This window comes from Streptosporangium sp. NPDC006930 (genome assembly GCF_040635605.1).
Classification (GTDB): domain Bacteria; phylum Actinomycetota; class Actinomycetes; order Streptosporangiales; family Streptosporangiaceae; genus Streptosporangium.
The window spans coordinates 230,823-242,861 of record NZ_JBEYID010000001.1 but is presented as its reverse complement, the minus strand read 5'-3'; the positions used below and the strand labels follow the sequence as shown (position 1 = coordinate 242,861).

Below are 12,039 nucleotides of genomic sequence, written 5' to 3'. Positions count from 1 at the left end.
GATCGACCGCCCCGCTGTCCCGTCCAGCCGAAGGTGAGGCCCCGTAGCGCATGAACGCCGCGTTGCTGCTCCTGGCCGACTCCCGGTTGCCCGCCGGGGGTCACGGCCACTCCGGAGGCGCCGAGGAGGCGGTCAGGATCGGTGCGATCCACGACCTTCCCGGCCTCGCCGCCTTCCTGCGGGGCCGCCTCGCCACCGCGGGCCTCGTGACGGCCGCCCTCGCCGCCGCGGCCTGCGAGCTCGGCACGGCCCACTTCTCCGCGAGCCTCTCACCTCCGGCGGGCGGCCCTCCGGTAGAGGTTCCCACGCGGGCGGACGGCCTCCCCCAGACTGACGGCGCCGCTCTCGTGAACGGTCCGGCTCTCACGCCCGAGAACGGCCCCGCTCCCGCGAACGGCTCGTCTCCGGATCCGGAGACGAGCCGTTCGCTCTGGATACGGCTGGACGCGGAGGCCGACGCCAGGATCTCCTCGCCCGCCCAGCGGGAGGCGAGCCGCACGCAGGGCAGGCTGCTGCTGCGTACCTCGCGGAGAATCTGGCCCTCCCCGGTGCTCGACGCGCTGGCCGGGACTGTCACCTCGGGGGTCCATCACCCTCTCGCGCTCGGCGCGGTGGCGGCGGTGGCGGGCTGCTCCCCCGCCGAAGCCGCCCTCGCGGCGGCCTACACCTCCGTCACCGGACCCGCCACGGCGGCGGTACGGCTACTGGGACTCGACCCGGTGGCCGTCCACCGCCTGCTCGCCGAACTCGCTCCGGCCCTGGAAAGGGTCGCGGCCACCGTCCCCATCGGGCAGGCGTCGCGGTCCCGAGAGCCCGAGAAGCCCGGGAAGTCCGGAGAAACCGGAAAGTCCCGGGAGCCCGGGATGTCATGGGAGCCGTGGGAATCGTGGGAGTCACTGCCCGCGCACGCCGCCCCCGCGCTCGACCTGCTCGCCGAACAGCACATCCGCGCAGATCTGAGGCTCTTCGTCTCCTGACGACCATCTGGAAGGACGGTGACCCCCATGGGCGCCAACCACGACGACCACCACCACGCCGCCGACCCTCACGGACGAGCACTGCGTCTGGGCATCGGAGGCCCGGTCGGCAGCGGCAAGACCGCGCTGACCGCGGCCCTGTGCCGGACGCTCGGCCCCTCGATGCGCCTGGGTGTGGTGACCAACGACATCTACACCACCGAGGACGCCGACTTCCTGCGCAGAGCGGGCGTGCTCCATCCTGAGCGGATCGTCGCCGTCCAGACCGGATGCTGCCCGCACACCGCCATCCGCGACGACATCGCGGCCAACCTCGACGCGGTGGAGAGCCTGGAGGAGCGGTTCGGCCCGCTCGATCTGGTGATCGTGGAGAGCGGCGGGGACAACCTCACCGCCACCTTCAGCAGGGGCCTGGCCGACCGGCAGATCTTCGTCCTGGACGTGTCGGGCGGCGACAAGGTCCCGCGCAAGGGAGGCCCCGGCGTGACGACGGCCGACCTGCTCGTGGTCAACAAGACCGACCTGGCACCGATGGTCGGCGCGGACCTCACGGTGATGTCGCGCGACGCGGCGGCCGTACGGGAGGGCAGGCCCGTGCTGTTCACCTCGATCAGGGAGGACCCGAGCGCGCACGCGGTCTCGGAATGGGTCACCGGCCTGGTCTCGTCCTGGGCCCACGAACACTCCGGCGTCTGACCTCATGTCCGTCACCGACTCCGCTCCCGCGCCCGCCGACAACGCCACTGCGCCCGCACGGCCCGCACGATCCCTACGACCCGAGCCTGGGCGGGCCGGGCGGCGGTCGATGAGGGCACGGGCGGAGATCGTCACCCGGCGGGACTCCGGCGGCCGGACCGTCCTGGCCACCATGCGTTCTGGACCGCCGCTCACGGTGCGGGCGACCGCGCCCGGCCGGGTGCACCTGGTGTCCACCGCCGCGGGTCCGCTGGGCGGCGACGACCTCGCCCTCGGCATCGAGGTGGCACCGGGCACCGCGCTTGAGGTGCGGTCGGTCGCGAGCACGCTGGTGCTGCCCGGTTTCACGGGGGCCGAGTCGCTGATGACGATCACGGCCAGGGTCGGCGCGGGCGCCTCGCTGCGGTTCGCGCCGGAACCGACGGTGCTCGCGGCGGGTTGCCTGCACCGCATGGCCGTCCGGCTGGACCTGGCCGAGGACGCGCGGGTGTTCTGGCGCGAGGAGATCGTCTTCGGCCGGTACGGCGAGCGGCCCGGGCGTTGCCACTCGCGCTTCGACGCCGTTCTCGGCGGGGTGCCGCTGCTGCGGCAGGAGTTCGTGGTCGGCGACCCGGAGATAGACGGCAGCTCCGCCGTCTACGGTGACGCCCGCTGCGTGGGCAGCACCCTGATCACCGGACGGGCGCCGGAGACGGTGGTGGGGGACGGCTGGGCCGTCCTTCCGCTCGCCGGCCCGGCCACCCTGGTCTCCGCGCTGGGCCGCGACGCCGTCGAGCTGCGGCGGCGGCTCGGGCACGGCGAGGAGGCGAGCGCCCTCGAGGTGGCGGTGACGGGTCCCGGATCTTAGACGCCCAGGCCGCGGAGCCGCTTCGTGAAGCGCTTCGGTGTCGCCCTCAGTCGTAGAAGCCCAGGCGGCGGAGCTGCTTGGGGTCGCGCTGCCAGTCCTTGGCGACGCTGATGCGCAGGTCGAGGTAGACGCGGGTGCCGAGAAGCGCCTCGATCTGCCCGCGGGCACGGCTGCCGACGTCCTTGAGCCGGGCGCCCTTGTGCCCGATCACGATGGCCTTCTGCGACGGACGCTCGACGAACATGTGCGCGTAGATGTCGAGCAGGTCGTCGCGGCCCTCCCTGGGCATCATCTCGTCGACGACAACCGCGATCGAGTGCGGCAACTCGTCGCGTACGCCCTCCAGGGCCGCCTCGCGGATCAGCTCACCCACCAGCACCTGCTCGGGCTCATCGGTGAGCCGGCCTCCCTCGTACAGCGGCGGGCTCTGTGGGAGGCGCCGGACCAGCACGTCGGCGAGCACGTCGAGCTGCTCGCCCGACTGCGCGGAAACCGGGACGATGTCGTCGAAGTCGGCGAGCTGGGAGATCGCGAGCAGCTGCGCGGCAATCTGCTCGCGGGTCGCCAGGTCGCACTTGGTCACCACGGCGACCACCGGGGTCTTCTTGATGCCCGCGAGCTTCTCCGCGATGAACCGGTCGCCCTTGCCGATGGGGTCGTTGGCGGGCACGCAGAAGCCGATCACGTCGACCTCGGTGAGGGTGGAGAGCACCAGGCTGTCCAGCCGCTCGCCCAGGAGCGTGCGGGGCCGGTGCAGCCCGGGAGTGTCGACGATGATGAGCTGGGAGTCGGGGCGGTGCACGATGCCGCGGATGGCCCGGCGGGTCGTCTGGGGCTTGGAGGAGGTGATCGCCACCTTCGTGCCGACCAACGCGTTCATCAGCGTGGACTTGCCGACGTTGGGCCGGCCGACGAAGCAGGCGAAACCGGCATGGAAATCAGCAGCTGAGGAACTCACGTCAACCATTGTCCCCGATACCGGACTCAGTTCTGACGCGGTGTCCCGTCGGGACCGGCCACGAGCACGGTCCCACCGCCCAGGTCACGGACCGCCCCCGTGTCGGCATCGGAGGGGCCTTCACCCGCCGTGACCAGTGCGGCGGCCTCCAGTGACTCCGCTCCGCTGGAGACGGCCATCGCCACGGCGACCTGGAGCGCGGAGAGGGTCAGTGACGGCAGCGCCACGTTGGTCGCCGAGTAGGTCCTGCCGGTCTCGTCCCGCACGGCGGCCCCCTCCGCGGCGCCGTTGCGGGCACGGGCCGAACGGGCCAGCACGATGATCTTCTTGTCCTCGGGATCGAGGGTCGCGTCACTCACGGCACAAGGGTATTCAGCCATCGCCCCTCACCGCGACCCGGGCTCGCCCCGGCGGGGTTCTCCTGGCGAGCGGCGGCCGCCCCCTGCCGGTGCCCCCGCTCGTACGGCGCCCCCTTTCACGCGCCGGCCTCGTCGACCAGCAGGCGGGCGAGCTGCCCGGTACGCGTGGCGTCGACCTCCCTCACCCCGGCGTGCACCAGCGAGATCAGGGTGTGGCCGCTGAGCGCGAACACCAGGTGGATCTCGTACGGGTATCCGTCCAGCCTGCCGTTCAACCGCCTCGCCCGCACCCCGTCACCGACCCCGCTCAAATCCAGGTCCAGGTCGGAGACCCTGAAGGCGGTGCCGCGACCCGCCGTGGGCGTGCGCACGACAGGGCAGCCGCCCAGCGCCTCGGCGAGCTCACCGAAGTGGAGTGCGGCGTCGTCACCCTCGTAGGAGGCCAGGCCGAACCCGGCCAGCTCCCCGACCCCGTCGCCCTGGTAGGTCACGGCGGCCCGTGCTCCCAGCGCCCGCTTCGGCGGCCTGCCTCCGGCGGCGTCGAGGACGAGCCTGCAGTCCTCGTCGACGGCTTTGAAGGGGGCGTGCCAGCCGGCGCGCGGGCGCGCCGTGAACCCGTCCGGCAGTCCTCGTGCCTCGCCGAGTACCGCCCGCAGTCGGTTCAGCTCTGCGGCGCGGTCCGGCACACCGTCCTTTTCCTCCTCGCCGCACCCGACCAAAACACCCGACAAAAGTCCACACAACGCTACAAAAACGACAAAACTCATCCCCCGTGTCATGACCATTCCCCCGATGTCATGTGCGAGGCGTCCCCGTCCCCACCGACCCGCTTTCTTCCCCATCGGCAAAAGCGGCAATCATTCGATAAACGCCTAAGGGTGCCCTCAACCGCACTTCACGGTCGAGAACACCCTTGTGCGAGTCACGCAGAACAGCCTCGGAGCTCTGCGTGACTCTGTCTCCCCTTGAGGCCGATCCCTCGCACCGCGAACCCCTCCGGGCACCGGGACCTTCCCCACCGACTCCCGCGCGACCGGGTGCCGTGAGAGAAGAGTCGCGCGTCCCGGTTGCGAGAAGCTTGCGAACGGCTTGTAAACGGATAATCCACCCGAGACGCATGGGGCGCCTCCCCGGGCCACCACGGCGGCCCGGGGCCCCTCACTGGTCGGCGGAGGCCGAGACCGAGTCGGGCTCGGCGGGAACGGCCCTGGTGACGAGGACCGTGCCGATCCGGTTACGACGCCCGGCGAGGCTCTCGGCCGTCAGGCTGAGACCCTCCACCACCGCGTGGGAACCGGCGATCGGCACCCGGCCCAGCGCGTGCGCCAGCAGCCCTCCGACGGTCTCGACGTCGTCGACCTCGAGCTCGATGCCGAACAGGTCTTCCAGGTCGCTCACCGGGAGCCTCGCGGTCACCCGGACCGCGCCGCCCTCCAGCGGCTCCACCCTGGGCGCCTCCTGGTCGTACTCGTCGGTGATCTCACCGACGATCTCCTCCAGGATGTCTTCGATGGTGACCAGGCCGGCCGTGCCGCCGTACTCGTCGATGACGATGGCCTGGTGGATCTGGCGGGCCTGCATCTCACGGAGAAGCTGGTCGATCGGCTTGCTCTCCGGCACGTAGGTGGCCGGGCGCATGAGGGACTCCACCGGCTCGGCACGCCCCTCGTCACCGGTGTCCTGCACCCGGCGCGCGATGTCCTTGAGGTAGGCGATGCCGATGACGTCGTCCTCGTTCTCACCGACCACGGGGATCCGCGAGAAACCGCTGCGCAGAGCGAGCGACAGGGCCTGGTTCAGCGTCTTGCCGCGCTCGATGAACACCATGTCGGTGCGGGGCACCATGACCTCACGGGCCAGGGTGTCACCGAGCTCGAAGACCGAGTGGATCATCTCCCGCTCGTCGGGCTCGATCACCCTGCGCTCCTCGGCCAGGTCGACCAGGTCGCGCAGCTCGGCCTCCGAGGTGAAGGGCCCCTCACGGAAGCCCTTGCCGGGCGTCACGGCGTTGCCGAGCAGGATGAGCAGCTTGGGCAGGGGACCGAAGATCCGGGTCAGCCCGTAGACCAGGGGCGCGCTCGCGAGCGCGATCGGCTCCGCGTGCTGACGCCCCAGCGTGCGCGGGGAGACCCCGACGATCACGTAGCTGATGACGATCATGACGACCGCGGCGGCGGCGTAGGCACCGCCCCGGTCACCGAGCCAGTCGATGAAGAGCAGCGTGGCGATCACCGTGGCGACCAGCTCGCAGCTCAACCGGAGCAGGAGCAGCAGGTTCAGGTAGCGCGGCGGGTCGGCGACGATGGCCTGCAGGCGCTCGGCGCCCCGGCGGCCTTCGCGGCAGAACTCCTCCGCGCGAACCCTTGAGATGCGGGTCAGGGCCGTCTCCGCGCTGGCGATCAACCCGCCGACCACGACGAGGACGACGGCCGCGAACAACCACCCGTTGGCGAGGTTCACCGCTGGGGGCGCACCTCCCGCCACGACTCCAGAAGCTCGCCCTGAAGGCCGAACATCTCCTTGTGCTCCTCGGGCTCGGCGTGGTCGTATCCGAGCAGGTGGAGGATGCCGTGCGTGCACAGCAGCTCCAGCTCGGCCTCGGTGCCGTGCCCGGCCTCGGCCCCCTGCTTGGCGGCCACCTGCGGGCAGAGCACCACGTCGCCGAGGAGCGCCGGGTCGGTGGGCGCGTCGCCCTCCTGCCTCGCCCCCGCACCTGGCCCGGGGCGCAACTCGTCCATCGGGAAGGCGAGCACGTCGGTGGGGCCGGGCTCGCCCATCCACTGCTCGTGCAGCACCGACATCGCCTCTTCGTCGACGACCAGGATCGACAGCTCGGCGAGCGGGTTGATGCCCATCCGCTCCAGCACATGCCCCGCGAGCGAGACGATGAGCCCTTCGTCGATCTCGACACCGGACTCGTTGTTGACCTCGACGCTCATCGGGCGCTCCCCGCTCCCCGCTCACCACGCGGCCGGCTCGTGCCCCGCGCCCCGATCGGTTTCCCGCGCCGGAGTCGCTCCACGCTCATCGCTTCTCGACCGGCCGTTCTCATGATCTCCCTCGGGGACGTTTGACCACGCCCTTGATCTGCTCCACCGCGCTGCTCTGGCGCTGCGTCTCGTCGTAGCGTCCGTACGCGTCCACGATGTCTCCCACCAGCTTATGCCGCACCACGTCGGCGCTGGTCAGGCGGCTGAAGTGGATGTCGGAGATGCCGTCGAGGATGTCCTGGACGACCCGGAGGCCGCTCTGCGTGCCGTTCGGCAGGTCGACCTGGGTGACGTCACCGGTGACAACGATCTTCGAGTTGAAGCCCAGCCGCGTCAGGAACATCTTCATCTGCTCCGGCGAGGTGTTCTGCGCCTCGTCCAGGATGATGTAGGCGTCGTTGAGCGTACGGCCGCGCATGTAGGCCAGGGGGGCGACCTCGATCGTGCCCGCGGCCATCAGCCTGGGGATCGAGTCGGGGTCGAGCATGTCGTGCAGCGCGTCGTAGAGCGGGCGCAGATAGGGATCGATCTTCTCGTAGAGCGTGCCTGGCAGGAAGCCCAGCCTCTCGCCCGCCTCGACGGCGGGGCGGGTGAGGATGATCCGGTTGACCTTCTTCTCCTGGAGGGCCTTCACGGCCTTCGCCATGGCGAGGTAGGTCTTGCCCGTACCGGCCGGACCGATGCCGAAGACGACGGTGAACTTGTCGATCGCGTCGACATAACGCTTCTGGTTCACGGTCTTCGGGCGGATGGTCCGGCCCCGCGAGGAGATGATGTCCAGAGAGAGCACCTCGGCGGGCCTGTCGGAGGTCATCCGCAGCATCGCGATGCTGCGCTCGACCGCGTCGGCCGTGAGCTGCGCGCCCCCGCGGACGAGTTCGGACATCTCCTCGAAGAGCCGCACCACGGTGCTGCTCTCCTCGGGGCTGCCGGTGACGGTGATCTCGTTGCCCCGGACGTGGATGTCGGCGCGGAAGGCGCCCTCGATGACGCGCAACAACTCGTCGCGCGAGCCCAGCAGGCTGACCATCGACTGATCGTCCGGAATAACCACCTTCGCCTGGGTCCGGCTGGCACCCCGGGACCTCTGCGGCGTTCTGCTGGAATCGTTTGTCTCGGACATGAGCGGGCCTTACGGCCTGTTCGCCTCCAGATATAGGCGCGGAACTTCAACGCCATGCTATCCGCGATCGTCAAGATCACGCCTACCGGTTTTCAGCCGGGCGGCCACTGCAGGCCCCGCCCGCCGATCACGTGTCCGTGCACGTGGAAGACGGTCTGGCCGGCACCGGGCCCGGTGTTGAACACCAGCCGGTAGCCCGACTCGGCGACCCCCTCCAGCAGGGCGACCTCGTGCGCGGCCTTGATCACCTCGTCGGCCAGGCCGTGGTCGGCCGCGGCGAGGGCCGCCGCGTCCCTGTAATGGTCCTTGGGGATCACCAGCACGTGGGTCGGCGCCTGGGGATTGACATCGCGGAAGGCCAGCGCGCGATCGGTCTCATAGACGATCTCCGCGGGAATCTCCTTGGCCACGATCCTGCAGAACAGGCAGTCGGCTTCGCTCACCATGACAGGCACCATACCGCTGAGGACGTTGTGAATCGGTGATGGTTCCCGTCCGCAAACAAAGATCCGCCCGGATATGGTGGGTGTGCAAAACTTCAACCACGACAGCCCTTTGCGCACAGCAATATATGGCCGCCTGGCGAGGACACGACTGGGTCATGCCCCCTAATGAACCGGAAGAGCGTAAACCCTCTGGGAAGGCCAAGCGTCCCACTGATGTGACCACCGAGACCCTCGTGGCCGACAGGTCGCTCGGGGCGGTGCCCGTCGGATGGGATGCCGACATGGCCGTTACCGCGCTCTACAGCGCGCACTATCGGTCTCTTGTCCGTCTCGCCGTCTTGCTCGTCCGCGATATGGCAACCGCGGAGGAGGTCGTGCAGGACGCGTTCGTCGCCATCCATGGCGCCTGGCGCCGACTGCGCGACACCGACAAGGCACTGGCCTACCTGCGACAGTCGGTCGTCAACCGATCACGTTCGGTGCTTCGGCATCGGGCGGTCGTCGAGAAGTACGCGCCCAAGGGCATGCCCGACGCGCCGAGCGCCGAGAACGGCGCGATCGGCGAGTTCGAGCGTTCCGCCGTCATCGAAGCGCTGCGCGGGTTGCCCGCACGCCAGCGGGAGGCCCTGGTCCTGCGTTACTACGGAGACCTGTCCGAGGCGCAGATCGCCCACGCGATGGGCATCAGCAAAGGCGCGGTCAAGAGCCACACGGCTCGTGGCATGGCCGCCCTACGAACCTCACTGGAGCAACTGTCATGACCGACTCCCCGGATGAGTACGGCGAGCTGCTTCGCCGCGCGCTCAGCGCGGAGGCGAACTCGGTCGTTCCCTCCCCGGACGGGCTGGAGATAATCCGCGGCCGCATCGAGCGGCGGGGGCTCCGCGGGCTGATGTGGTGGCGTGCCGGAGCCTCCGTCGCCGGTGCGGTCCTCGTCGCGGCGACCGTCGTCATGGTGGTTCCCCAGTTCCGCGAACAGGTGATCCCCCAAGTGAGCACCGAAGGGGTCAAATACGCCGAGTCGACTCCTCCCGTCGACGGGTCCGCCACCTCTCGCCCCCCTGCGGCCTCCTCGCAGCCACCGTCCGCCCACGCCCCGCTTCCCACTCTCGGCAGGTCGGGCGACCCCGACGCCACCATGCTCCCGCCGACGCCCACACCGTCCAGGAGCGCGGCCTCCAGCACCCGGCCGTCCAGGACCGGCTCCGCGCCGACGCCCCGGCCGGCACCGACGCCGACGCCCACCTGCCCCACTCCCCCCGACAGCCCTGACGTCGAGCCCAGCGGAATCATCAGCAAGTGCGAGGAGATCGAGGCGACCCCGACGCCGTCGCGATCGAGGCCACCGGCCCCCTCGGAGAGCCCGTGCTCGCCCGACGAGTGCGCCCCCTCGGGCGACGTGTCGCCCCCCATGCCGACGGAGGCGAACACTTTGGCTCCGGCCCCCATCCAGAACTAGCGCGGTAACCGGTCACGGCGAGCCCTGACCGGTTCTTTGTCTCACGGCTCCCGAGACCTCACGGCGCGGATCCCCCGGGACCCGTGGCCGCCGTGGGGTCGACCGCGCGCCGGCAGGGGCGCCCTACCAGCGGCCACTGCGCGTCTGGAGCACCGCCGCCGCGACGACCCCGGCCGTCGAGGTGCGCAGCACCGTCGGCCCGAGCAGCGCAGGCACCGCCTTGGCCTCGCGGAACGCGGCGATCTCCTCCGCCGACACCCCGCCCTCGGGTCCGACCACCACGACGATGTCGCCCCCCGCGGGGAGAGGCAGGCCGGACAGCGGAGAGGCGGCCTCCTCGTGCAGCACGACGCCCAACGCCGCCGCCGAAAGCAGGCCGGCCACCTTCGCGGTGGACGCGAGCTCCGTCACCTCCGGCAGGTGAAAGCGGCGCGACTGCTTGCCCGCCTCGCGCGCCGTGGAGCGCCAGCGGGCCAGCGCCTTGGCCGCCCGCTCGCCCTTCCACTGGGTGACGCACCTCGCCGCGGCCCAGGGGACGATCACGTCGACCCCCGCCTCGGTCATCATCTCCACGGCCAGCTCGCCCCGGTCGCCCTTGGGCAGGCCCTGGACCACGACCAGGCGCGGCGACGGCACGGGCACCTCGTGGCGGCGCAGCACCTCGACCCGGAGCGAGTCTCTGCTCGCCTCGGTCACCACACACTCGGCGACGGAGCCCGCCCCGTCGGTCAGGTCGAGCCGCTCACCCGCCCGCAGCCGCCGTACGGCCGCCGCGTGGCGTCCTTCGGGACCGCCGAAGACGAACTCCGGCCTGGCCAGGTCGGCCGGGTCCGCCAGGAAGACCGGAACGGTCATGGGCCGTCTGGGCGGACCGCGCCGAGGTGTCCCCGACAACGTGACCGGGATGAGGCCTCGGGACGGACCCGACGCCCCGGCCGGGAGCCTGCCGCGAAGACACGACCGGGCAGGGTGCGGGCCGGACCGTGACGACGCGACCGGGAGCGGAGCGGAGCGGCGGCCGTTGAACCCTGGTCAGCGGCCATTGAAAGCGTCCCGCAGGCGGGAGAAGAAGCTCTGCTGCCCGGGGGCGAACTTACCGGGCGGGCGCTCCTCACCGCGGAGCCTGGCGAGCTCCTTCAGGAGCGCCTCCTGCTCCGCGTCGAGGCGGGCGGGGGTCTCCACGTTCACATGGATCAGCAGGTCGCCTCGGCCCGTCTCGTTCAGCCGTTGCACGCCCCGCCCGTAGAGGGGAATCGTCTGCCCGGACTGCGTGCCGGGACGGATGTCGAGCTCCTCGGCGCCGTCGAGCGTCTCCATGGTCAGGATGGTGCCGAGCGCGGCCGCGGTCATCGGGATCTGCACGGTGCAGTGCAGGTCGTCGCCGCGCCTCTCGAAGATCTCGTGGGGACGCTCGACGATCTCCAGGAACAGGTCTCCGGGCGGACCCCCGCCCGGGCCGATCTCGCCTTCGCCGGCGAGCTGGATGTGGGTGCCGTCCTCGACGCCGGCCGGGATGCGGACCTTGATGGTCCGCCGGGTGCGGACCCGGCCGTCACCCGAGCACTCCTGGCAGGGGTTGCGGATGATCGATCCGAAGCCGCCGCACTGGGGGCAGGGGCGGGAGGTCATGACCTGGCCGAGGAAGGACCGGGTGACCTGGGACACCTCTCCCCGGCCATGACACATGTCACAGGTGTCGGGGTGGGTGCCGGCCGCGGCCCCTGAGCCCGTGCAGACCTCACAGACCACGGCGGTGTCGACGACCAGCTCGCGGGTGGTGCCGAAGCCCGACTCGCGCAGGTCGAGCTCGACCCTGATGGTCGCGTTGCGCCCGCGGCGGGCACGGGAGCGGGGGCCTCGGCCACCGCCTCCACCGGCCGCGCCGAAGAAGGCGTCCATGATGTCGCTGAACGGGAAGCCGGCGCCGAAGCCTCCGGCGCCCGCACCGCCGCCCGCGGCGAACGGGTCGGCACCCATGTCGTACATCTGCCGCTTGCCGGAGTCGGACAGGACCTCGTAGGCCTGCGTGATCTCCTTGAAGCGCTCCTGAGTCTCAGGATCGGGGTTGACGTCGGGATGCAACTCGCGTGCCAGGCGGCGGTACGCCTTCTTGATCTCTTCCGCACTGGCGTCACGGCGCACCCCGAGGGTGCCGTAGTAGTCGCTCTTAGCCACTTTTCGTTG

General features: G+C 70.8%; 14 protein-coding genes. 5 read left to right on the top strand and 9 right to left on the bottom strand.

The window, feature by feature from the left end:
* Positions 1-50 precede the first annotated feature (50 nt).
* The 3 genes from ABZ664_RS01045 to ABZ664_RS01035 all read left to right on the top strand — a co-directional run bounded on the left by ABZ664_RS01045 (position 51) and on the right by ABZ664_RS01035 (position 2,520).
* Positions 51-977, top strand: a complete 927-nt coding sequence (locus ABZ664_RS01045) for an urease accessory UreF family protein (RefSeq protein ID WP_362501362.1) — start codon at positions 51-53, stop codon at positions 975-977.
* Positions 978-1,004: 27 nt separating this feature from the next.
* Positions 1,005-1,673, top strand: a complete 669-nt coding sequence (gene ureG, locus ABZ664_RS01040; protein ID WP_350944549.1) for an urease accessory protein UreG — start codon at positions 1,005-1,007, stop codon at positions 1,671-1,673.
* 109 nt (positions 1,674-1,782) lie between these two features.
* Positions 1,783-2,520, top strand: a complete 738-nt coding sequence (locus ABZ664_RS01035) for an urease accessory protein UreD (protein WP_362501360.1) — start codon at positions 1,783-1,785, stop codon at positions 2,518-2,520.
* Between the two features lie 46 nt (positions 2,521-2,566).
* Here the strand turns inward: ABZ664_RS01035 and era are convergent, their stop codons facing one another.
* The 7 genes from era to ABZ664_RS01000 all read right to left on the bottom strand — a co-directional run bounded on the left by era (position 2,567) and on the right by ABZ664_RS01000 (position 8,393).
* Positions 2,567-3,487, bottom strand: coding sequence for a GTPase Era (gene era, locus ABZ664_RS01030; protein WP_362501358.1), 921 nt, complete (start codon positions 3,485-3,487; stop codon positions 2,567-2,569).
* A 17-nt stretch (positions 3,488-3,504) separates the two neighbouring features.
* Entirely contained in the window at positions 3,505-3,858 is a 354-nt protein-coding gene (locus ABZ664_RS01025) for a cytidine deaminase (RefSeq protein WP_362501356.1), read from the bottom strand.
* A gap of 95 nt (positions 3,859-3,953) precedes the next feature.
* A complete protein-coding gene (locus ABZ664_RS01020; protein ID WP_362501354.1) occupies positions 3,954-4,523 on the bottom strand; it encodes a hypothetical protein in 570 nt (189 codons plus the stop codon).
* A 472-nt stretch (positions 4,524-4,995) separates the two neighbouring features.
* The gene (locus ABZ664_RS01015) at positions 4,996-6,297 is read right to left on the bottom strand and encodes a hemolysin family protein (RefSeq protein WP_362501352.1); all 1,302 of its coding nucleotides are present in this window, start codon (positions 6,295-6,297) and stop codon (positions 4,996-4,998) included.
* Positions 6,294-6,776, bottom strand: coding sequence for an rRNA maturation RNase YbeY (gene ybeY / locus ABZ664_RS01010; protein ID WP_344742683.1), 483 nt, complete (start codon positions 6,774-6,776; stop codon positions 6,294-6,296). The genes ABZ664_RS01015 and ybeY overlap by 4 nt, the downstream gene beginning before the upstream one ends.
* A 109-nt stretch (positions 6,777-6,885) precedes the next feature.
* Positions 6,886-7,950: a PhoH family protein gene (locus ABZ664_RS01005; RefSeq protein WP_362501349.1), complete on the bottom strand. Its 1,065-nt coding sequence runs from the start codon at positions 7,948-7,950 to the stop codon at positions 6,886-6,888.
* Between the two features lie 92 nt (positions 7,951-8,042).
* The gene (locus tag ABZ664_RS01000; RefSeq protein WP_350944844.1) at positions 8,043-8,393 is read right to left on the bottom strand and encodes a histidine triad nucleotide-binding protein; all 351 of its coding nucleotides are present in this window, start codon (positions 8,391-8,393) and stop codon (positions 8,043-8,045) included.
* Positions 8,394-8,677: 284 nt separating this feature from the next.
* On the opposite strand from ABZ664_RS01000, the gene ABZ664_RS00995 reads away from it, so the two are divergent.
* Positions 8,678-9,157, top strand: coding sequence for a SigE family RNA polymerase sigma factor (locus tag ABZ664_RS00995; protein ID WP_043655278.1), 480 nt, complete (start codon positions 8,678-8,680; stop codon positions 9,155-9,157).
* Positions 9,154-9,855: a hypothetical protein gene (locus tag ABZ664_RS00990; protein WP_362501347.1), complete on the top strand. Its 702-nt coding sequence runs from the start codon at positions 9,154-9,156 to the stop codon at positions 9,853-9,855. Before ABZ664_RS00995 ends, ABZ664_RS00990 begins: the two co-directional genes overlap by 4 nt.
* Positions 9,856-9,978: 123 nt before the next feature.
* Here the strand turns inward: ABZ664_RS00990 and ABZ664_RS00985 are convergent, their stop codons facing one another.
* Together ABZ664_RS00985 and dnaJ are read right to left on the bottom strand one after the other, a co-directional pair.
* Positions 9,979-10,710 carry a 16S rRNA (uracil(1498)-N(3))-methyltransferase gene (locus tag ABZ664_RS00985; RefSeq protein ID WP_362501345.1) on the bottom strand — a complete coding sequence of 244 codons (732 nt, stop codon included), beginning with the start codon at positions 10,708-10,710 and terminating at the stop codon, positions 9,979-9,981.
* A gap of 177 nt (positions 10,711-10,887) precedes the next feature.
* A complete protein-coding gene (dnaJ, locus tag ABZ664_RS00980; protein WP_350944566.1) occupies positions 10,888-12,030 on the bottom strand; it encodes a molecular chaperone DnaJ in 1,143 nt (380 codons plus the stop codon).
* Positions 12,031-12,039 lie beyond the last annotated feature (9 nt).